Consider the following 21969-nt stretch of genomic DNA (forward strand, 5'->3'; position numbering starts at 1 on the left):
GGGAGCATCGACGTAGCTCGCATATCCGATGCGAGTTTTTGCGGCTCGTGAGGAAAACGCGGATCGGATATCCGCGCTACGCTCAAAAGGCGCGACCCCCGTTGGGATCACGCCTCACGTTTCAATCGTCACGCACCCGCTAGGCGAGGGCCTGGTTCACAATCTCTTTGGCTTCGGCCTGGATTTGGCGGAGGTGTTCCTCGCCTTTGAAGCTTTCGGCGTAGATTTTGTAGACGTCTTCGGTGCCGGAGGGGCGGGCGGCGAACCAGCCGTTTTCGGTGCAGACCTTCAGGCCGCCGATGGCCGCGCCGTTGGCGGGGGCATGGGTCAGCTTCTGGGTGATCGGCTCGCCGGCGAGGGTTTCGGCGGTGACCTGTTCCGGGGAGAGGGCGGCCAGTTTGGCTTTCTCTTCGCGGTTGGCCGGGGCGTCGACGCGGTCGTAGACCGGGTTGCCGAACTTGGCGACGAGATCCTGGTAGTGTTCGCCCGGGTCCTTGCCGGTGACGGCGAGGATTTCGCAGGCGAGCAGGCAGAGGATCATGCCGTCTTTGTCGGTCGTCCAAACGGTGCCGTCCTTGCGCAGGAACGAGGCGCCGGCGGATTCTTCGCCGCCGAAACCGTAGGAGCCGTCGACGAGTCCGTTCACGAACCATTTGAAGCCGACGGGCACTTCCTGCAGATCGCGGCCGAGGTCGGCGGCGACGCGGTCGATCATCGAGGAGGAGACCAGCGTCTTGCCGACGGCGGCATCCTTGCGCCAGCCGGCGCGGTTGGCGTAGAGATAGTTGATGGCGACGGCGAGATAGTGGTTCGGGTTCATCAGGCCGGCGGATTTGGTCACGATACCGTGGCGATCGTAGTCGGGGTCGTTGCCGAAGGCGATGTCGTAGTCGTCCTTGAGGGCGACGAGGCTGGCCATGGCGTAGGGCGAGGAGCAGTCCATGCGCACCTTGCCGTCGCGGTCGACCGTCATGAAGCTGAAGGTGTAGTCGACCGTGTCGTTGCGGGTGGTGATGTCCAGGCCATATTTCTCGGCGATCGGTTTCCAGTAGCGCAGGCCGGAGCCGCCCATGGCGTCGGCGCAGATTTTGATGCCGGACTTGGCGATGGCGTCCATGTCGATCACGTTGCAGAGGTCGTCGACGTAGGGGGTGATGAAGTCGAAGGCGACGGTGGTGTCGGCTTCGAGCGCTTCGGGATAGTAGAGGCTCTTGACCTCGTCGTTGTTGTCGGCCAGCAGTTCGTTGGCGCGGTCGGCAATCCAGCCGGTGGCGTCGGTGTCGGCCGGCCCGCCGTTGGGCGGGTTGTATTTGAAGCCGCCGTTATCCGGCGGGTTGTGCGAGGGGGTGATGACGACGCCGTCGGCCAGCCCATCGGTGCGGCCCTTGTTATAAGCGAGGATCGCGTGCGAAATGACGGGGGTGGGGGTGTAGCCGCCGTCTTTGTCGATCATCACGGTCACGCCGTTGGCGGCGAACACCTGCAGGGCGGTCTTTTCGGCCGGGATCGAGAGGGCGTGGGTGTCCTTGCCCATAAAGAGCGGGCCCGTGATGCCCTGTCCGGCGCGGTATTCGCAAATCGCCTGCGCGATCGCCATGATGTGGTCTTCGGTAAAGCTGGTCTTCAGCGAGGTGCCGCGGTGTCCGGAGGTGCCGAAGGCGACTTTCTGGTCGGGGTTGGCGACGTCCGGTTGCAATTCGTAGTAGCGGCTGACGAGCTCGGCGACGTCGGTCAGGTTTTCTTTCGCAACGGGTTTTCCTGCATCGGGATGAATGGCCATGGTTTGTCTCCTTTGAAAATTGATCAACGAGCCGCGGTTCATAGCAAAGCCCCCCCGCCGGCTCAATGATAAACGTGAAAGGCCTCGGCCGGCCCGGGCGCTGGGGTTACTTCAACTCTTCGGGATTGGGCGCGGTTTCGGGTTCCGGGATCACGATGCCGGTTTCGGCCGCCTGGGTGGCCTCGGGCAGATTGCGGACCTCGACCACGTAGCGCTTGAGCATTTTCTTCTGTTCGCCGCTCAGGCGGGGGAAGCTGTAAACGCCGTCGCTTTCCCAGGTTTTGGTGCCTTCGATGATGCCGAGACGGTTGATGAAGGTTTGCAGCAGCTGGTCGTGCGGGTAGCGGTAGACCGTGTCGTCTTCGGTAAACGTGACCCAGACATCGTAGCCGAGCCACTCCTTCTTGAAGAGCAGGCGGGTCGATTCCTGTTCGGGTTCGACGATATCGTCCTGGTGCGTTGTTTCCCAATCGGCTTTCACGTCGGCGAAGACCGCCCGCGATTTGCCGCAATGCGGGCAGGAGCGCACGCCTTTGTTGAGGAAGCCGGAGATGAGATAGGCCTTTTTGCAGGCGGGGCAAATGACGGCGGCGGCATTGCCGTGGCAGTCGGCCACTTCCACGGTGCGCCCGTTCGCCGCCGCAAGGCTTTCGTCGCCGTTGCGCTCGAACTCGGCGATGGCGGCCTGAAGCACCTTGCTCTTGGTGATGATTTCGTCCGAGACCATCAGGTCGGGATGCAGCTCGGCGGGTTTGTGGCCGTCCGGCAAGCCGGTGCGGCGATGGACGACCCACGAGGTGTACTGGCGCGGCGGGCCGAGGATTTCGGTCCAATCGACCTTTTCGAACGGGCCGATCCCGAGGTAGCCCTGTATCGCGGAATAGTTGGCCCGCACCTTGTTTGCGTTCAAATAGTCCAATGCTTTGCGAATGTCGCCTTTCATATGAAAAACCTCCGTTGTCGCGCTATCAGATACTATGTCGTTCTAGCATGACAACAAAAAAACCGCTGATTTTGGTCTTCGCGTTACAATTTCCGGCGGATTTAGTAGTGGAGGTCGGTTGTTCGGATGATAAAGTGTTGCCAATTGATGAAACGATCTAAGGGCCGGGACGATGAGGAATGGGGGCCGTCCGACTACATCGCCAAGCTGGAGGGGTATCAAAAGAGTGCATCGTCCACTTCCGGCGGGAAGCGCAAGCGAAGGAAGTAGGACGTTGGAGGCAGTACGGTTGGCTTGGTGCCCGCCGATCCATGAAGGAGGAGTCAGATGAACGACAGGAATACGAACATACCCAAGGTGAACCTTGCGCTAGTCGCATCGGTTCCGGTGCTGGTGCCGATCGTTTTGATCGGGGCATTTATCTTTTTCTGGTTTTTCTGCCGGATCGAACCCGGCTCGGGGCAGATTGCGGTGCTGATCCGCAAGACGGGCGACAACCTCCCGCCGGGACAGGTGATTGCGCTGGAAAAAGCGCAGAAGGGCATCCAGCTCGACGTGCTCGCGGAAGGGCGGTATTTCCGCAATCCCTACACCTGGAGCTGGAAGATCCAGCGCATTCTCGATGTGCCCGCAGGTAAGCTGGGCGTCATGACCCGCCTTTACGGCGACGAACTTCCCGCCGGCGACGAACTTCCCGCCGGCGCCATCATTGCCGAGGACGGCCAGCGCGGCATCGTCCAGGAAATCCTGCGGCCCGGCAAATACCGCATCAACCCCTACGCCTACCACGTGGCGCTCTTCGACGCGATCAACATACGCCCCGGCCATGTCGGCGTCGTCACGGCGTTGACCGGGCAGGATGTGCTGAACAACGACCTTCCGATCGAAAAGCGCAACACCTTCATGGTGGAGACGGGGCTCAAGGGGGTCAACGGCATGCTGCTCGATCCCGGCACGCACTACCTCAACCCCTATATCTACAACTCGGTGGAGGTCAACCTGCAGAGCCAGCGCTTCGACATGTCCGGCAAGGACGTCATCAGTTTCCTGACGCTCGACGGCTTCACCGTCACCGTCGAAGGCTACATCGAATTCGGCATCCAGCGCGAGGAGGCCGCCTTCCTGACCCACCGCGTCGGCGATATGGACGACATCATCAAGAAGCTCATCCTGCCGCGCGCCCGCGGGTTCAGCCGCATCGAAGGCAGCAAGCATCCGGCCGTCAACTTCATCGTCGGCGAAACCCGCCAGAAATTCCAGAACGACCTGGAGTCGCACCTGCGCTCCAAGTCGACGGGCTGGGGGGTCGATATCAAGGCCGTCGGGGTCCGCAAAGTGATCGTGCCCGACGAAATCGCCAGCATCAACCGCGACCGCGAGCTGGCCGTGCAGGATGCCGCGAAATACGAGCAGCAGATCGTGCAGGCCAAATCCAAGGCCGAGCTGACCAAACAGGAGATGCTCGCCATCCAGAACCGCGAAAAGGTCGAGGCCGACACCAAGCGCATCCGCGCCGTGATCGACGCCGAGCAGGACCAGAGCGTACGCCTGATCGTCGCGCAGAAGGAGCTCGACGTGGCGAAGGTCGAATACGAGGCCGCGCTCTTCCAGGCCGAGGCCATCCTGCTGAAGGCCGATGGCGAAAAGGATGCCATCGCCGCGCAGAACGCGGCCGAGGCCAACGTGCTTGAAAACCGGGTGCAGGCCTTCGGCGGCGGGGCCGCCTTTGCGCAATACACGCTCTACGAAAAACTGGCGCCGAACGTCGGCTCCGTCCTGAGCTCCGATGAAAAAGGGGTGGGCGGCATCTTCGATGCGTACGCGCCCGCGAAAGGAGGTGCCGAATGAAAAAAATCATTTTAGCCATCGTTGGAATCGTTGTTGCGCTCGTGGTGTTGCAGGGGGTGTGGTTGTGGGGATTCTGCCGTTTCTACGTCGGCCCCAATCAAATGGCCATCGTCACCGCCAAGAACGGCGAGGCGCTCGAGCCGGGCCAGATCCTCGCCCGCGAGGGCCAAAAGGGGATCCGCGAGGAGCCGCTGGGCGAAGGCCGCCACTTCCTCAACCCCATCTTCTACGACCACGAGATTGTCCCGGCCACGATGATCGAGCCGGGCAAGGTCGGGATCGTAACCTCCAAGGTCGGGCAAAAACTCCCCACCGGCGAGTTCATTGCCGAACGCGGACAGAAGGGGATCTGGCGCAGCGTGCTCGGTCCGGGCAAGTACCGGATGAACACCTACGGCTACAACATCGAGATCGTCGATGCCATCAGTATTCCGATCGGCTACGCCGGGGTCGTCACCTCGCTCTCCGGTTCCCAGTCGCCCAGCGGCGAGTTTGCCGGCGATCGGCAGAAGGGCGTCCGCAAGGATGTGCTGCAGCCGGGGCTCTACTACGTCAACTCCAAGGAATACAAGGTGGACGTGCTCGAAGTCGGCATCAACCAGGTTTCGTTGCTCGGCCAGGAGGGTAGCAAGGTGGTGACCAAGGCGCGCCAGCTGGGGCAGAACGATGCGCTGAACACGCTCCAAAGCAACATGCTCGAAAAGCAGGAAGCCAAGCGGGCGGACTATTTCAGCCAGCGCAAATCGTCCTGGGATGCGCCGGCCAAGCGCGGCCAGCCGGTCGATTTTGCCGCCGGTTCGCGCGTGCGCGACGCCGAGCACGTCCAGCTCGCGGAAGGGGAGATGAACCTGATGGAGCTGTTGACCTTCCCGTCGCGCGACGGATTCGATATCAGCCTCGACATGACCCTCGAGTTCGAGCTCGATCCGGGCGATATTGCCGGGATCTACCGCCGCTACGGCGACCTGCCGGCGGTGGTCGACAAGATCATCATGCCGCAGATCACCTCGATCTCGCGCAACAAGGGCTCCGAATACCGCGCCAAGGACTTCATCGTCGGCGAAGGCCGCGAAAAATTCCAGGGCGACCTGACCGCCGCGCTCGAAGCGACGTTGAGCGCCAAGGCCGTCCGCGTCCACAACGCGCTGATCCGCCACGTGGAGGTGCCCGGCGAAATCCGCGCCCCCATCCAGCAGGCCAGCATCGCCGTCGAGCAGGACCTCACCAACAAGGAGCGGCAAAACACCGCCCGCAAGGAGGCCGAGCTCAACACCGAAGTCTCGCTCATCACGCAGCGCGGCGAGCAGGTGATGCAGGAGACCGAAAAGCTCAAGGCCGAGATCGCCGCCGACCTCGAAAAGCAGGTTGCCCAGATCCAGGCCGAAACGCTCAAGAAAGAGGCCGAAATCCGCAAGCTCACCGCCGCCATCCACGCCGACAAGGTGCGCGTGCTCGGGCAGGCCGAGGCCAGCGCCCACCAAAAAGTCGAGGGCGAAAAAGCCAACGGCCTCCAGCTTAAGACCGCCGCCTTTGGCGATCCGGCCGCCTACGCGCGCTGGCGCTTTGCCGACACGCTCAATCCCCGGATGAAACTCAACATTATCCACGCGGGCGAAGGCACGCTCTGGACCGACCTCGAAAAAACGGGCTTCGCCGAACTTGGCGGTGCGCAGCAGCTGCAAAACAGGAAATAAGAGATGGGAATCAAGGCCCTTTCGGTTGTGCTCTCGTCGGCGCTTTTGACCGGGTGCGCGACGCAGGAGATTCGGTTCACCTCGTATCCGTCCGGCGCGAGGGTCGTGGCCGGGAAGAAGCGCGGGACCACGCCATGCACGTTGAAAGTTCCGGAAGATCTCGCCCAGGCGACCTTCAGCCTGCCCGCGGGCCAGGAGCTTGTGTTGCCGATGCCCGAGATGGACTCCGACCTGAAAGAGGTCGGCGAGGAGGTGGGCAAGGCGACGGGCGGCGTGCTGATGGTTGCGGGCGGTGCCGTTGGGCTGGCCGGGCTTGGCGTTTTCCTGCTTGCCGGGTCGGCTCTAAACGATGACGACGACGATTCCTCGCCCGACTCGGACGCCTATGCCGGCATGGGGATCGGCTTGCTGGGGATGGTGGTTGGCGGCGGCGTCTATTTTCTCGGAAAATGGATCTTCCCCGACCACGAGGCACCCGTGCTGCATGCCGAGTTCGAACCCCGATCCGAAGACGCCGATCCCTTGGAGGAGGAGCGCTACGAGGACGTCGGCTTTGGCGCAAAACGGTTGAAGAGCGCCAATCGCTGAGGTTCGAAGTTGGCTCTTTCAACTTGCCCGCTCCACGGCAAAGCTTCAGTCTGCGCCCTTTGAAAAACATCAACCAAGGAGAGAAACCATGGCAAAAGCGGCAGCACGGCATATTTTGGTGGCAACGGAAGCGGATTGCGCAACGTTGAAGAAGCAGATCGAAGAAGGCGCGGATTTCGCCGAATTGGCGAAATTGCATTCCAAATGCCCGTCCGGTTCGGATGGCGGCGCCCTCGGCACCTTCGGCCCCGGCCAGATGGTTAAGGAATTCGATGAAGTCGTCTTCAGCGCCCCCGTTGGCGAAGTACAGGGCCCGGTCAAGACCCAGTTCGGCTACCACCTCGTGGAAGTCACCCATCGCGTCGATTAATTCGCGGAGGAGCACCGCTTCCGGTGTTCTTCTATTTTTTCGGCGGCACCAGCCCGAACTTGGCATACGCACGGGCCGTGGCGACACGGCCCTGCGCCGTTCTCTGGAGGTAGCCCTCCTGGATCAGGTACGGCTCGTAGACCTCCTCGATCGTGTCCGACTCTTCGCCGACCGACACCGACATCGAGTTGATCCCCACCGGGCCGCCGCCGAACTTTTCAATGATGCAGGAGAGGATGCGTTTATCCATCTCCTCCAAACCGTTGTCGTCGATGTCCAGCAGGTTGAGCGCCTTGTCGGCCAGATCGCGGGTGATGATGTTGTCGGCCTTCACCTGCGCATAGTCGCGCGCGCGGCGCAGCAGATTGTTGGCGATACGCGGCGTTCCGCGCGAACGGGAGGCGATCTCCATCGCCCCGCCCTCTTCGATTACCACGCCCAGGATCCGGGCCGAGCGCTTGATGATGGTGGCGAGCGTCGGCGCATCGTAGTAGTCGAGGCGGTTGACCAGCCCGAAGCGCGAGCGCATCGGCGCCGAGAGCATGCCGGCGCGGGTGGTGGCGCCGATCAGCGTGAACGGCTGGATGTTCAGCCGCACCGACCGCGCGTTCGGCCCTTGGTCGATCACGATATCGATCACGAAATCCTCCATGGCCGAATAGAGATATTCCTCCACCGAGCGCTGCATCCGGTGGATTTCGTCGATGAACAGCACGTCGCCGCGTTCCAGGCTCGTCAGCAGGCCGGCGAGATCGGCGGGTTTGTCGATCACCGGGCCGGAGGTGCATTTGATTCCCGCGTCCATGGCGTCGGCCAGAATATAGGAAAGGGTGGTCTTGCCCAGCCCCGGCGGTCCGGAGAGCAACACGTGGTCGAGCACGTCCTCGCGCTGGCGGGCCGCCTGCACGAAAAGCTCCAGCCGCTCGCGAATCTTGTCCTGTCCCGTAAAATCCGCGAAGCGCGATGGCCGCAGCTTTTGCTCGAAGTCCTTGTCCGGTGTGATGATTTCGTTGTTCATAGTGTGGGCGTATGTACCCTTTTTCCGCACTCGGTTACAGAATTAACGCCGTCGTCTTTTGGGAATCGGGGACGGTGCCGATGGGCGATGGCACTGATCGTGCGTTCTTAGGGATCGAAGGGATGGTTTTTTAGCCGAAAGGGCACATATATGTATCATAATTGGCTGTTGCATACGGAATTGACTGAAAACGGGGCCTGGGCCGAAGGAGAGCCATGCTGAACCTCGGCGCCCAAGCCCGATCGTTTGTCGGGGAATATATTCGCCAAGAGCGGTTGCCCGCGTCCTATGCGGAGACGGTGGCGAACTATTTCGTGCCGTGCGCCCAGCGCATCCAGTCGCTCGTCCGCCGGCATCCCGGGGTGGCGGTGGTCGGAATCAACGGGGCGCAAGGAACGGGCAAGTCCACCTTTGCCGGTTGCCTGGCCGGGCTGCTGGAGCTACAGGGGCTGCGCGTGCTGGTGCTCTCGATCGACGACCTCTATTTCACGCGTGCGGTTCGCGGCCGGCTTGCAAAGGAAATCCATCCGCTGCTGCAGACGCGCGGGGTGCCGGGTACCCACGAGATGGAACTGGGGCAGGCGATCATCGCCGCGCTGCGCGGCGAGCCCGGCCCGACGCTCAACGAGGTGCCGCGGTTCGACAAAGGGGCCGATGACCGGGCCGCAACGGGCACGCCTTTTCCTGCGGACGGGGTCGATCTGATCTTGTTCGAGGGGTGGTGCATCGGTGCCGTTCCCCAGCCGGCATCGGCATTGGCCGATCCGTGCAATGCCCTGGAGCGGGACCACGACCCGGATGGGCGCTGGCGGACCTATGTGAACGATTGCTTGTCCGGAACCTATGCCGACGTATTCGGTTCGCTCGACTATCTGCTGATGCTGAAGCCGCCCGGGTTCGAGATGGTCTACCAGTGGCGCGGCGAGCAGGAGGCAAAGCTGCGGCAGCGGCTGGCCGAGGCCGGCGCATCGGCGGCGCTGGCCATGGACGAGGACGCGTTGACCTTTTTTATTTCCCACTATGAACGGCTGACGCGCTGGATGCTGGAAGAGATGCCCGGACGGGCCGATGAAGTCTTCTGCATCAACGCGGAGCATGAATATTGCGCGCATACCCTGCGCGGCGACCGGCCGGTCCGCTATTTGGTATCGACCGATCTGGACGCGACCCTGCTGGATGAGTCCTACTCCTGGCAACCCGCGCGGCCGGCGTTGGAAAAGCTGGCGGAACAGGGCGCCTGCCTGGTCTTGAACTCCAGCAAGACGGTGAGCGAATTGCTGCAGCTGGCGCAGGAAATGACCGGAAGCATCGGAATGGATGCGCCGATTCTGGTGGCTGAAAACGGCGGTGTTCTGGCCATGCCGGACCCGGCCGCGCCACAGGGGTATCGCATCGAATGTCTCGGCCCGAGCCGTAGCGAAATTCTGGCGGTGGCGCATCGCTTGCGAAGCCGCCACGGCTATCGCTTCGAAGGATTTGACGATATGCAGCCCGAAGAGGTCGTCGGGCATACCGGATTGGATCGCGATGCCGCGGTCCTGGCCATGCGGCGCCAGGCCACGGAACCGCTTTTATGGCATGACACCGAAGCGCGTTGGGCGGCGTTTTCCGCGGCCTTGAACCGAGAGGGCATACGCGCCGTGCGCGGCGGACGCTTTATCCACCTGATGGGGGATACGGACAAGGCCCTCGGCCAGCGGATGGCTCTCGCGCGCTGCGAGGAACGGGCCCCGGACGCCTTGTGGCGGGTCATTGCGCTCGGCGACAGTCCGAACGATCGGGGGATGCTGGATGCCGCCGACATTGCGGTGGTGATCAAGAACCCAGCGCATGAGGCCGTATTGCAACCCGGCGCCTTGCTGTGCCTGTTCCCGCCGCACACGGGGCCCCGGGCTTGGAACGAAGCCATTTTATCGATAGTGGAGCACAACGATTAGGAGCGATTATGGGCGATTTTTATCAACATGGTGTCGTGACAACCCTGCATCAGCTGAGTGACCGGCCCATCGAGGCCATCGAGCAGGAATTGGTCGAATTCGGGAAGCAGCGGCCGATGGCCTTGTTGCTGCCCTCGCTGTTTTCGGAGCTGGAGGGTCCGGCGCTGTCGAATATCGTCGATGAGCTGGTCCATGTGCCGTATCTCGAACAGATCATTGTCGGGCTGGACCGGGCCGACGAAGCGCAGTACCGGCATGCGTTGGGGTTTTTCAACCGGCTTCCGCAACGGCCCAACGTCATGTGGCACGACGGCCCGCGGCTGCGGGAGATCGATGCGCTGCTCCAGGAAAAGCGGCTGGCCCCCAACCGCCCCGGAAAAGGGCGGAACGTGTGGTACATGTTCGGCTATATCCTGGCCACCGGCAAGGCGCAGGCGGTGGCGCTGCACGATTGCGATATCACCACCTATCGCCGCGACCTGCTCGCCCGGCTGATTTACCCGGTGGCCAATCCCGCGTTCAGCTACAAGTTTTGCAAGGGCTTCTATGCCCGCGTCGCCAACAACACCCTGAACGGGCGCGCCTGCCGCCTGTTGGTTTCCCCGCTCATCCGCGCGCTCAAGCTCGTCTGCGGCCCCAACCCCTATCTGGGCTATCTGGACAGTTTCCGCTACGCGCTCGCCGGGGAATTCGCCATGGGGCGCGATGTGATTGAAAACATCCGAATCCCCTCGGATTGGGGGCTGGAGATGGGCGTGCTTTCGGAGATCTACCGCAATTATGCCACCAACCAGATTTGCCAGGTGGATGTGGCCGACATCTACGACCACAAGCACCAGGACCTCTCGGCGGAGGATCAGACCAAGGGCCTGTCCAAAATGAGCGGGGACATCGCCAAATCCCTGTTCCGGAAAATGGCCACGATGGGCGAGGTCTTTTCCGCCGGGAAGATCCGGACCATCAAGGCCACCTATTACCGCATTGCGTTGGACCTGGTCGATAGCTACAGCGCCGATGCCACGCTCAACGGGTTGCAGTACGATCGCCACAAAGAGGGCAGTTCGGTCGAGTTGTTTGCCGAAAACATCATGAACGCCGGCCACGAATTTCTGGAGCGGTCCATGGAGACCCCGTTCATGCCCAGCTGGAAGCGCGTGATCGCCGGCGTGCCGGATGTGCTCGACCGCCTCGTTCAGGCGGTCGAGGCCGATACGCAGGAGTTCGGCTCGCGCGAAGTGACCGTGCCGTCGCTCCATCCCCATGCGCTGCGGCTGCGCAGCAGGATCGAGCAGCATGTCCAGCAGATCTATGCGGACCACGATGCGGGCGAGCTCTCCGACCGGATTCTGGTGGAGTCCGGCCTGGAATCGAAGACGGTCGCCATCCCCGAAAACATCGATAAGTGGAGCCAGAACGATGTCGTGGCGATCGGCTATGGCGACAGTGTGATCGACGATACGTCGGAGCGTCCGATCAGTCCGTTGGCCAATCTTCACCGGTTTCTGGACCGCGAGTTGCGCTCGACGGTGACGGGGGTGCATATCCTGCCGTTTTCGCCCTTCAGTTCGGACGACGGATTTTCGGTGATCGACTATACCAAGATAAATCCCGCCCTGGGCACCTGGGAGGATTTGGAGGGGATCGCAAAAAACTATGTCCTGATGGCGGACCTGGTCTTGAACCACTGCTCCAGCCAGTCGCTTTGGTTCAAGAATTTCCGCGAGGGCAAACACCCCGGCAAGGATTACTTCATCGTTCCCGATCAATCGATGGACCTTTCGCAGGTCGTGCGGCCGCGTTCCACCCCGTTGCTGACGGCGGTGGAAACCTTCGACGGCGAAAAACAAGTCTGGTGTACCTTCGGCCCGGACCAGGTCGATCTGGATTTTTCCAATCCCGAAGTGCTCCTCGAAATGATCGGCATAATGGCGATGTATGCGAAGCGCGGCGTCCGCTTCTTCCGGCTGGATGCGGTGGCCTTTCTCTGGAAGGAGTCGGGGTCGCCCTGCGTGCATCTACGGCAAACCCACGAAATCATCAAGCTGCTGCGCCTGCTGCTGGAGCACATCAATCCCTCCATCGTGGTGATTACGGAAACCAATGTGCCCAACCGCGAAAACCTGAGCTATTTCGGCAACGGTAACGAAGCCCACATGATTTACAACTTTTCGCTGCCGCCGCTGCTGGTGAATACCCTGCTGACCGGCAACAGCCGCCATCTGCAAAGCTGGATGATGTCGATGCCGCCCGCCAAACGGGGCCGCGCCTACTTCAACTTCATCAGCTCGCACGACGGGATCGGCGTGCGCCCGGCGGAAGGGCTTCTCGGGGAAACGGAGATGGAGGATCTGCTCAAAACCCTGCAGGCCAGCGGCGGCGCCATCTCCACGCGGCGCACGCCGGATGGCCGGGAGATTCCCTACGAAGTGAATATCTCCTTGTTCGATGCCTTCAAGACCACGGTCGCCGGCGCGGAAAACGCGGAGCGCGATTCCTCCGGCAGGCTGGTCGGCGACCGCTATCAGTGCGACCGTTTCCTTTGCGCCCACACGATCATGCTGGCGCTGGAAGGCGTTCCGGGGATTTACCTCAACAGCATGCTGGCCACGCCGAACGACTATGCGCTTTACCAACGGACCGGCCGGGCCCGGTCGATCAACCGGCATCCGTGGAGCAACTCGGAGTTGAATGCGGCCCTGGCCGACCCGTCCGGCCCGCACGCGGTGGTGTTCAACGAGATGAAGCGTTTGATCCAGCTGCGCCGCCAGCAACCCGCCTTCCATCCGAATGCAACCCAGTACACGCTGCATCTGGGGCCCTCGTTTTTCGCGTTCTGGCGCGAAAGCATCGACCGGGACCAGTCGATTTTCGCCATCCACAACGTCAGCGGCGAAAAGCAGCAGTTGCCGCTGGTCGAGCTCAACCTGATCACCACGGAACATTGGCGCGACCTTTTGAGCGGGCATCGGTACGAGGATTTGGAAAGCACGATCGAGTTTGAGCCCTATGCTTCCGTCTGGCTCAGCAACCGCTAGCGGACGCCTATTTCGTCAGCGCCAGCCGGATCAAATCTTCCACCGTCATCTCGGGCGTCAGTTTCTGGGCGGCGCCCTTGATCAGCTTGGCGGCGTCGTCGGGCTTGTGGCCCAGCGCGCCGAGGGCCAGCGCCGCATCGCGCATGCGGGAATCGCCGGCCGGTCCATCAGCCGGCGCAAAGGCGTCGAGCTGGTCGCCGCGGTCGAACTTGTCGCGCAGCTCCACCACGATGCGCTCCGCCGTCTTTTTGCCGATGCCCGAGATGGTCGAAATCCGTTTCACATCGCCGTTGATCAGCGCGTTTTTGAGCTCGCGCACGGGCAGGCCCGAGAGGGCGCTGATGGCCAGTTTCGGCCCGACGCCGCTGATCGTCAGCAACTTCATGAACATGTCGCGCTCGTCGGCGGTGCAGAAGCCGAACAGCTTTTGGTCCGCCTCCGTGATGTGGTGATAGATCAAAATACGGCAGCTTTCGCCCTCCGGCGGAAGCCGGTCATAGCTGCTCAGCGGGATAAACACCTCATAGCCAACGCCGCCGACGTTCATTTCGATGCGCGCGAGCTGCTTGGTTTGGAGTTTGCCTTCAAGAAAAATAATCATGGGCGCACATGGTGCCGAAAACGGCGGCTGAAAGACAGCCATTTCGCGCGCTTCCGCCAAATCGGATCCATCCGCCCCGGGATTCCGAAAACGAGATTGAACGAAATGGTACCGGAACGGTCTCAATTTGAAATTACGCCGGAAAGGGGCTGAATACATGAAACTGAACAAGAAAATCGCAAGTGAAATCGTGGCCGTGTTCCTTGCAGGAACAGGGATGGCGGACGGCAAGGGCGCGCCGGAGGTGAAAATCACCATTAACGACATCAAGGTCGAAGACACCGTCTACACGCCCTACTACTTGGTGCAGACGGAGCAGGACCACCAGCAGGGTTCCGCCCAGAAGTGGATCCGCATCGGGGTCTATTTCACCACCAAGGGCGGATGGATCGACGAGCTCGACGTTACGCAACTGGCGTTGTTGGACTGCGACGACGAGGGCGGATGCTTGGCGCTTTCGGAAAGCGTTCACTATATTAACATCGAGCCGGGCGACCATGTGGTTCAGGTGTACCTGCATCCGAGCTATGTGAAGCGGTACGAGGTCGACGCCTTCAAGCTAGATTCGGCCGCGGTGCTGAAAATCGACGGCAAGATCGTGGCGGAAAAGGAAACGAACCGCCGGCTTGAAAAAGGCTGGTCCAAGGGCGCCGAAGCCTTGAACGCCAAAGGCTATCTGCTCAACCATTCCGAAACCCCCTTCTGGTTTATCAACTACGATTTCAAGGAGATCATCAAAAGCCGCGAATTCCCGCTTGATTAGGGGCGGTTGCCGGAGCGCGCCTCGCCTTTGAGGCCGCCGGCGCCGCCGGTCGTCGGAAGTGCCGAGTATCCAAATACTTTTATCCAGTTGTTGCGTTGCTTTTTAGCCGGAAAGCTATATCTTCGCGCCTCATTTTTTATTTGGAGAACCCTATGGCCCAGGAAATCAGGAATATCGCGATCATCGCGCACGTTGACCATGGTAAAACCACGCTGGTGGATGAAATCATCAAGCAGTCCAAGTTGTTTCGCGACAACGAGGACATGCAGGTCTGCATGCTCGACAGCAACGATCTCGAACGTGAACGCGGTATTACCATTCTTTCGAAAAACATCAGCGTCAACTACAAGGGCGTGAAGGTGAACGTGATCGATACCCCCGGCCATAGCGACTTCGGCGGGCAGGTGGAGCGCGTGCTGAACCTGGCCGACGGCGTCCTGTTGCTGGTCGATGCGGCCGAGGGCCCGATGCCGCAGACCCGCTTCGTGCTCGACAAGGCGCTGGAGCTCAACCTGAAGCCCGTGGTGATCATCAACAAAATCGACAAACCGGACGCGCGTCCGGACGTGATCCACGATTTGGTGTTCGACCTCTTCGTTGAACTCGAAGCCAACGACGAGCAGCTCGACTTCCCGATGCTCTACTGCTCCGGAAAGAATGGCTGGGCCGACACGGTGCTCGATGGTCCGCGCGATTCGATGCTGCCGCTGATGGACGCCATCTTGGAACACATCCCGGCGCCGAAAGTGAACGAAGGGCCCGTTCAGATGCAGGTGACTTCGATCGATTACAGCGACTATGTCGGCCGTATCGGCGTCGGCCGCGTTTACCGCGGAACGCTCAACACCACGCAACCGCTGATGCATATCCGCCGCAACGGCAAGCAGGGCCAGACCCGCATCAAGCAGCTCTTCACTTTTGAAGGGCTGGGGCGCAATGAAGTCGAAGAGGTGCCGTGCGGCGACCTCTGCGCCATCGTCGGCATTCCCGATATCGACATCGGCGACTGCATCACCGCTTTTGAAACCCCCGAAGCCCTGCCGCCGATCCATATCGACGAACCGACGCTTTCGATGACCTTCAGCGTCAACGATTCGCCCTTCTACGGAAAGGACGGCAAGTATGTCACCAGCCGCCACCTGCGCGAACGCCTGCTCAAGGAAACCGAGCGCGACGTGGCGCTGCGCGTCGAGGAAACCAGCGGCGACTCGTTCCGCGTCAGCGGCCGCGGCGTACTGCACCTTTCCATCCTGATCGAAACCATGCGCCGCGAAGGCTTCGAAATGTCCGTCGCCCAGCCCCAGGTGATTTTCAAGGAAAAGCACGGCAAGAAAGAGGAGCCGATCGAAATCCTGCACATCGATGTGCCGGACGAATTTGCCGGCAAGGTGATCGAACTCGCCGGAACGCGCAAAGGCGAGATGATCGATATGGAGCAGCACGGCCTGCGCAAGACCATCCGGTTCCAGATTCCGACCCGCGGCCTGATCGGCCTGCGTTCCAAGATGCTGACCGCTTCGGCGGGCGAGGCGATCGTGACGCACCGCTTCTTGCAATACGAGCCCTTCAAGGGCCCGATCCAGCAGCGCAACAACGGCGTGCTGATCTCGCAGGGCAAGGGACCGGCGGTGGCTTTCGCGATCGACGGGCTCCAGCAGCGCGGCATCTTTTTCGTCAACCCCGGCGAAGAGTGCTACGAAGGCATGATCGTGGCCGAGCACTGCCTCGACAAGGATCTGGTGGTCAACATGCAGAAAGCCAAGCAGCTCACCAACGTCCGGGCCTCCGGTACCGACCGCGCCATGAAGATTGCCCCGGCGCAGGTGAAGAGCCTCGAAGAGGCCCTCGAATACATCGCCGCCGACGAGCTGGTCGAGATCACGCCCCACAACATCCGCATGCGCAAGAAGTTGCTCACGGAGAACGACCGCAAGCGGTTCGGCCGCCAAAAAGCCGACTAGCCACGCTTTCCGCAACGTGCGAGGGGAAGGTTAGGGTTTTGCAAAGCCTTGGGATAAGGGTTGCATTCCCCGAATTCCGTTATAAAATTTCGTCAACATTCGGGACGTGCTGTTGGATTGTCGCGGAAACCATGGGGTTTCCGGAAGCCGAACGGGTCGGGACGGACGCGGGACGCCGGGTGGGGATAAGAGAGATAGAAATATGGAAAAGAGACTGTACGTGGGAAACCTATCCTACAATTCCACCGAAGATGACATTCAAGCCCTGTTTGCGCAGGTCGGAACCGTCGTCTCTTGTCAGCTGATGCTCGACAAGTTTACCAGCCGTTCACGCGGGTTTGCATTCGTTGAAATGGAAACGGTCGAAGAAGCCAACAAGGCGGTTGAAATGCTCAACGACAAGCCGTTGGATGGCCGTAACCTGCGCGTCAACATCGCCAAGGCCCGCGAAGAGCGGCCCCCTCGGCGCGAGGGCGGCGGCGGATATGGTGGTGGCGGCGGCGGATATGGCGGCGGTGGCCGTGAACGCAGCGGCGGGCGCGACCGCGATCGCGGCGGTCGTGGCGGCGGAAACCGCGAACGCTACTAACCCCCTCGTTCCAGTACTGGAATGACAAAAAAGCCCGGGCCAAGGCCCGGGCTTTCTTTTTGGCAATCAGGAAGCGGCGCTATCCGCAAGTGATGCCTTCCCAGAGGATCCACGGGCCACCGCATCCGGCTTCGACGCCTTCCTTGTGGTATTTGCCGCAGCCGCCCCATTTATTGATGGGCTCGCCGCCGGTTTCGTTCATCGGATCCTCTTCCGAGATGACGCTTTTGGCGATGATGGAGCCGAGCAGACGCGGCACGGGATCGGAAAGTTCCACGTGCCCGCCCTGCGGGCCCAGGAACAGCTTTCCGGTGCGCTTGCCGTCCTTCACCTCTTCGAGATACTCCGTGCCTGCGGTCAGCCCCATGCCTTTCGGGTCCTCCATGCCGCCGTGGGCATGCTCGGCAATGAAGCCGTTGCCGCAAAGCTCGGCCAGTTCGTCGAGGGTCTTGTCGCCCGCCGTGAAATAGGTGTTGGTCTGGCGCGGCATCAGCGGTCGCCGCCAGCTTTCGCGCTTGCCGTTCGACTGCCGCGCGGCGGGGCCGTTGATGTCGCCGACCCGCGACGCGATCAAATCGTTCATCGGCGAGGAGAGTGCGCCGCGATCGAGGATCGTCTGCGGGCGGGCGATGAACCCTTCGTCGTCGAAGAAGTGCGTTCCGTTCACGCCCCATGGCGTGGTTCCCATCGCGAACACCCCGGCATTGTTGATGATGGTGGCCTGTTCGTTGCCGACCGGCGTTCCGCGTTTCCTGAGGCCCGGCGCGCAGCTGCGGCCGAGGCGGCAGGTGTCGCCCTCCTGCGTGTGGCCGAACGCCTCGTGGGCGATCACGCCCGTCACGTCCGGCCCGGTGATGATGCGGTAGCGGCCCGGCTGGATCCGCGCGGCCTGCTCGACCTTGTCCGCGGTTTCGACCAGCCGCTGGATCAAGGCGTCGTCGATGCCCTTTCCGGCCTCGGCTCCGGCCATGCCGCCGACGATGTCGCGGACGGTCTTGCCCGTCGGGGTGACGGCGTAGAGATAGTACAGGCTGGTGAAGAGCGACTGCGACATTTGGCGGGTGCGGTCGACGAACAGGCGGCTCTTGACCTTGCGGCGGAGCATGCAACCCGCCGAGGCGAGCCGGTCGCCGCCCGCCTGGGCGATGGCTTCCTTAATCGCCTTGGCGCGCGCCGCGCTTTCGGCTTTGTCGGTCGATTCGGAAATGGACGGATCGTAGGCGCTGCCAAAGTGGACGAGGGTTTCGGCGTCGGGAAGTTTTCCGCCGGCCAGGATCTGTTCGCGGATCGGGTCGGCGAACGAGTCGAGCGGTTCGTCGGCCCAGGTGGGCGGCGTGAAGACGGGCGGGTTTTCCAGTCCATCGAAATAGGCCAGCGCCTCGGTCTTCAGTTTTTCGGCTTCGGCGATCAGCCTCGCTTCGTCGAACCCGTTGGAGGCGTATTCGAAATTGCGGTGTCCGGCGAGGATGCGCAGCACCAGTCCGCGGTCCCGGGTCAGGCCCGAGGTCTCGGTCTGGCTGACGTTGCTCTGGAACTGGTCGAGATCCTCAAGCATGGCGAAGGCATAGAGCTTGCTGTCCGCGCCGGATTCCATGGTAGCCACCAACTTGGCAAGCAGAGGGAAAAAGCGGCGGAGTTCATCGGTGAGGGGGTAGGGGATGGTGCTCATTATCGGTCTCCTTTCGTCTGTCCGGCGATGCTGACGCCGCGGGTGATGAGCATGGCGTCGGGGCCGCGATAGCCGAGCGGCGGGGCATAGCTGCTCTTTGGCGCGTTCACGGTCCCGATCATTGCGGAGAGTTTGCAGTCGGTGAAGTTTTCTTTCAGGTTGCCGGAAACCACGCCGCCTTTGACGAGGGTGGCGGAGCCATCGGCCGCAACGTGGCGTCCGAGTTTGATCTCGGAACTCCACGTGAGTTTCTGCGCATCGATCAGCAACGAGGAAAACTTGATGACCTCGACATAGTCGAGTCCCGCGAGGCTTTGCTTGGTCAGCGTTCCGGGTTTGACCACGAGGTTTCCGCTGAGGCCGTTGGGTTCGAGGCCCAGGTATTGGCCGAAGCGGTTGCCGATGATCCGGTTCGTCACGTTATTCTCCGCAATCAGCGTTCCGCCCTTCGCGGCCAGGCCATCGATGGCGTACGGCGAGGAGAGCACCATGCAGGGAATCGTCGGGTCGAGCGCCAGTTCCAGCGCATCGCCTGCGCCGCCGCCGAAGGCATCGCCCACCTTGAAGAAGGGGAGCTTCAGGTATTCGTTGGTGCAGTTGAGTTGCTGGAGGAGGGCGTCGAGCATCTGGGAGAGGGCGTCTTTGCCGATCAGGATGGTGGCGCCATCCTGGGTGTGGGGTTCCTCGCTGTCGCCTAGGGTGGCGACCTGCAACGCGCACTCTTCGAGGAAGTTTTTCACGTTCAGGTCGTCGACCGTAACGGAGGTGGTATGTTCGTGGACCTCCTTGTCGTTTTCCTGCCCGGCCTTTTCCATGGCCGCTTCGAGGTAGAGTTCGCTCAGCTCGGTTTGGTAGGCGAGCCCTTCGGAGTTGCGCTGGGCGGAGAGGCTGTAGTTGACGAACAGCTCGGCCGAGTTCAGGCGGCAGCCTTCGGTCGCGCCGAAGGCTTCCGTAAACTGCTGTTCGATCGTTGCGGCCACCCCTTCGGGGTTGTCGCGGATGTCCGGATCGCAGGTTTCGACGGGTTGCGGTTCCGTGGCCGGAGGCGCCGCGAGTTTCCATGCCTTGTTTTGGCTGCAGGCCGCCAGCTCCACCGCAACGTCGAGTTGCTGCGCGATCGGCCGGTAGGTTACCAGATCGATCATGGCGGTGCCGACCCTGCCCTCGGCCGCAGACGGGGTGTAGACGGAAAGCTTGAATGCTTCGCCATCGACGCGGCGGCTCTGGTGGCAGGCGAGCGCGGTGCCGTCGGGCGAGGCGTAGAGCCGTTGCAGGCTGCGGGAGTCCGTTGCGTTCAGGCTCCAGCCCGTCAGCGTCCCCGCTTCGACCCGCGCATTTAGTTCGGCGGTGACTTCGTTGATGAATTTCCGATTCATAATACCTCTATCGTTTTTTTGAATGCGGGAAAGGATAATTGAATGGCGGGATAATGCCGCACTCAAATAGGGAAAAAAGAAGCCGGACGCCCGGATGCCGCGCGGATTAAGCATCCTGTTGACTTTTTACGTTCGATCCACGACCTTTCGGAAAGCCGAGGATGGACGCCCCGGCAACGGCAAGGCGCATCGCATTCGGCGATTCTTAACGCATAAGGAGCAAGACAATGAAGAAATGGATCATGGTAATCGCCGGGTTGGGCGTGATGGCGGCTTCGGCGGTCGAGGTTGGCGAGAAGGCCCCGCCTATCGTTGCGAAGGACCAGGACGGCAACGCGTGGGAACTTTCCGGGAAACTGGGCGGCAAGCATTTGGTGGTCTACTTCTACCCCGCCGCGATGACGGGCGGGTGCACCAAGCAGGCCTGCGCCTATCGCGACCACATCGAAAAGGGAAACGCCACGATCAACGTGGTCGGCATTAGCGGCGACACGCCGCAAAACCTGAAGTGGTTCCAGACGGCCGAGCAGTTGAACTTTACCTTGCTCTCCGATCCCGACGGGGCGATTGCCAAAGCCTACGGCGTTGCCGTGCAGACCGGCGAAAAGGCCATTCAGCGGACGGTCGACGGCAAGGAGGTCGAACTCAAGCGCTCGGCCACCGCCGCGCGATGGACCTTTATCATCGATCCCCAGGGCACGGTCGTCTACAAGGACGACAAGGCCAAACCGATCGCCGACCTCGAAAAGGTACTGGCCTTCCTGTCGAAGCCCGAATAAAAAAACGCCCGCCCCCCAGGGGAATAAGGGGCGGGCGTCAGGTGTTGTTTGGGGTGGAGATGGCAATAAAACCTATTTGTAGCCGGCTTCCAGCTCGATGCTGATCTTGACGTCGTCGCCGATGACGGCGGCCGGGGCGTGGTCGATGCCCAGTGCGCGGCGGTTGAGCGTGGTGTTGCATTCAACGCCGATAAGCGTTGCGCCGCCGCGGCCTTCGACCGGGCCGATGATGGTTACGGGCAGGACCACATCGCGATCGATTCCCAGTACCGTCAGCTTTCCTGCGACTTCAAATTCATTGTCGCCCGTCTTTTTCACCGAGGTGCTCCTGAAGGTGATTTTCGGGAACTTGGCCGTGTTGAAGAAATCTTCGTTGCGAAGATGCTCGTCGCGCTTTTCGTTGTTGGTGTCGATGCTGGCCGCATCGATGGTGCCTTGCGCGGACTTGAGCGTCTTGGTGGCAATGTCGTAATCCAGCGTTCCTTCGAAGGTGTTGAACTTGCCTTTGGTGTTGCTGACCATCATGTGCTTGGCGGCAAACCCGATTTCGGCATGGCCCGTATCGATCTTGAACGTCTCCGCGCCGGCCCCCATGGCCAGGCCCGCAATGGCTGAAAGAATCATTCGTTTGTACATTTCCGTCTCCTTGATGCCGCGTAACCTACAACAAGTACCAAAATAGTCCAGTATAAAATCCGGCGAATGATTCGGCGCTGCGGAGGGGGCGAATCAGTAGTCCAGCAACGAAAAGAGGGGGAAGTCGCCTAATTTTTCGCGGCCGTGGAGAAATTGCAGCTCCATCAGGAAATCGGCCTCGATGATTTCGACGTCGAAATTGTTTTGGATCAGGGCGATGGTGGCGGCCACGGTTCCCCCGGTGGCCAGCACGTCGTCGATGATCAGGATGCGCTGTCCGGGCTTGAAGGCGTCGGAGTGGATTTCGACGCAATCGGTTCCGTATTCAAGCTCGTAGGTTTGTTTGTGCACCGTGTGGGGGAGCTTGCCGGGTTTGCGGACC

At 61.4% G+C, this 21969-nt stretch carries 19 protein-coding genes; 11 read left to right on the forward strand and 8 right to left on the reverse strand.

Annotated elements, in window-relative coordinates; genetic code table 11:
* Positions 1-139: 139 nt before the first annotated feature.
* Entirely contained in the window at positions 140-1780 is a 1641-nt protein-coding gene (pgm, locus tag ABYO54_RS02000; RefSeq protein ID WP_372806387.1) for a phosphoglucomutase (alpha-D-glucose-1,6-bisphosphate-dependent), read from the reverse strand.
* A 106-nt stretch (positions 1781-1886) separates the two neighbouring features.
* Positions 1887-2723 (reverse strand): hypothetical protein, encoded by an 837-nt coding sequence (locus ABYO54_RS02005; RefSeq protein ID WP_372806389.1) that lies wholly within the window; start codon positions 2721-2723, stop codon positions 1887-1889.
* Between the two features lie 147 nt (positions 2724-2870).
* On the opposite strand from ABYO54_RS02005, the gene ABYO54_RS02010 reads away from it, so the two are divergent.
* From ABYO54_RS02010 to ABYO54_RS02030, 5 genes are all read left to right on the forward strand, one after another.
* Positions 2871-2993: a hypothetical protein gene (locus ABYO54_RS02010; RefSeq protein ID WP_372806391.1), complete on the forward strand. Its 123-nt coding sequence runs from the start codon at positions 2871-2873 to the stop codon at positions 2991-2993.
* A gap of 57 nt (positions 2994-3050) precedes the next feature.
* Positions 3051-4571, forward strand: coding sequence for an SPFH domain-containing protein (locus tag ABYO54_RS02015; RefSeq protein WP_372806393.1), 1521 nt, complete (start codon positions 3051-3053; stop codon positions 4569-4571).
* Complete coding sequence (locus ABYO54_RS02020) at positions 4568-6265, forward strand: SPFH domain-containing protein (RefSeq protein ID WP_372806395.1); 1698 nt, start codon at positions 4568-4570, stop codon at positions 6263-6265. The genes ABYO54_RS02015 and ABYO54_RS02020 overlap by 4 nt, the downstream gene beginning before the upstream one ends.
* A gap of 3 nt (positions 6266-6268) precedes the next feature.
* Positions 6269-6853 carry a hypothetical protein gene (locus ABYO54_RS02025; RefSeq protein WP_372806397.1) on the forward strand — a complete coding sequence of 195 codons (585 nt, stop codon included), beginning with the start codon at positions 6269-6271 and terminating at the stop codon, positions 6851-6853.
* A gap of 88 nt (positions 6854-6941) precedes the next feature.
* Entirely contained in the window at positions 6942-7223 is a 282-nt protein-coding gene (locus tag ABYO54_RS02030; RefSeq protein WP_372806399.1) for a peptidylprolyl isomerase, read from the forward strand.
* 31 nt (positions 7224-7254) lie between these two features.
* On the opposite strand, the gene ruvB is transcribed toward ABYO54_RS02030, so the two are convergent.
* A complete protein-coding gene (gene ruvB / locus ABYO54_RS02035) occupies positions 7255-8241 on the reverse strand; it encodes a Holliday junction branch migration DNA helicase RuvB (RefSeq protein ID WP_372806401.1) in 987 nt (328 codons plus the stop codon).
* Between the two features lie 215 nt (positions 8242-8456).
* Between ruvB and ABYO54_RS02040 the strand changes: the two genes are divergently transcribed.
* A complete protein-coding gene (locus ABYO54_RS02040; protein WP_372806403.1) occupies positions 8457-10178 on the forward strand; it encodes an HAD-IIB family hydrolase in 1722 nt (573 codons plus the stop codon).
* A gap of 8 nt (positions 10179-10186) precedes the next feature.
* Positions 10187-13213 carry an alpha-amylase family glycosyl hydrolase gene (locus tag ABYO54_RS02045; protein ID WP_372806405.1) on the forward strand — a complete coding sequence of 1009 codons (3027 nt, stop codon included), beginning with the start codon at positions 10187-10189 and terminating at the stop codon, positions 13211-13213.
* 7 nt (positions 13214-13220) lie between these two features.
* Here the strand turns inward: ABYO54_RS02045 and ruvA are convergent, their stop codons facing one another.
* Positions 13221-13814, reverse strand: a complete 594-nt coding sequence (gene ruvA / locus ABYO54_RS02050; protein ID WP_372806407.1) for a Holliday junction branch migration protein RuvA — start codon at positions 13812-13814, stop codon at positions 13221-13223.
* Positions 13815-13971: 157 nt separating this feature from the next.
* Between ruvA and ABYO54_RS02055 the strand changes: the two genes are divergently transcribed.
* The 3 genes from ABYO54_RS02055 to ABYO54_RS02065 all read left to right on the forward strand — a co-directional run bounded on the left by ABYO54_RS02055 (position 13972) and on the right by ABYO54_RS02065 (position 17127).
* Positions 13972-14577 carry a hypothetical protein gene (locus ABYO54_RS02055; protein ID WP_372806409.1) on the forward strand — a complete coding sequence of 202 codons (606 nt, stop codon included), beginning with the start codon at positions 13972-13974 and terminating at the stop codon, positions 14575-14577.
* A gap of 152 nt (positions 14578-14729) precedes the next feature.
* Positions 14730-16538 carry a translational GTPase TypA gene (gene typA, locus ABYO54_RS02060; RefSeq protein WP_372806411.1) on the forward strand — a complete coding sequence of 603 codons (1809 nt, stop codon included), beginning with the start codon at positions 14730-14732 and terminating at the stop codon, positions 16536-16538.
* A gap of 202 nt (positions 16539-16740) precedes the next feature.
* Positions 16741-17127: an RNA recognition motif domain-containing protein gene (locus ABYO54_RS02065; RefSeq protein ID WP_372806412.1), complete on the forward strand. Its 387-nt coding sequence runs from the start codon at positions 16741-16743 to the stop codon at positions 17125-17127.
* Positions 17128-17206: 79 nt separating this feature from the next.
* Here ABYO54_RS02065 and ABYO54_RS02070 read toward each other — a convergent pair whose 3' ends face one another.
* Positions 17207-18796: a metallopeptidase TldD-related protein gene (locus ABYO54_RS02070; protein ID WP_372806414.1), complete on the reverse strand. Its 1590-nt coding sequence runs from the start codon at positions 18794-18796 to the stop codon at positions 17207-17209.
* Positions 18796-20172 carry a hypothetical protein gene (locus tag ABYO54_RS02075; protein WP_372806415.1) on the reverse strand — a complete coding sequence of 459 codons (1377 nt, stop codon included), beginning with the start codon at positions 20170-20172 and terminating at the stop codon, positions 18796-18798. Before ABYO54_RS02075 ends, ABYO54_RS02070 begins: the two co-directional genes overlap by 1 nt.
* 227 nt (positions 20173-20399) lie before the next feature.
* Between ABYO54_RS02075 and ABYO54_RS02080 the strand changes: the two genes are divergently transcribed.
* Entirely contained in the window at positions 20400-20951 is a 552-nt protein-coding gene (locus ABYO54_RS02080; protein WP_372806417.1) for a peroxiredoxin, read from the forward strand.
* A gap of 72 nt (positions 20952-21023) precedes the next feature.
* On the opposite strand, the gene ABYO54_RS02085 is transcribed toward ABYO54_RS02080, so the two are convergent.
* Complete coding sequence (locus ABYO54_RS02085; RefSeq protein ID WP_372806419.1) at positions 21024-21587, reverse strand: YceI family protein; 564 nt, start codon at positions 21585-21587, stop codon at positions 21024-21026.
* A gap of 93 nt (positions 21588-21680) precedes the next feature.
* Positions 21681-21969, reverse strand: a 289-nt coding sequence (locus ABYO54_RS02090; RefSeq protein ID WP_372806421.1) for a purine phosphoribosyltransferase family protein, incomplete at its 5' end; no start/stop codon positions are given.

Source organism: Pontiella sp. (assembly GCF_041622395.1).
GTDB lineage: Bacteria > Verrucomicrobiota > Kiritimatiellia > Kiritimatiellales > Pontiellaceae > Pontiella.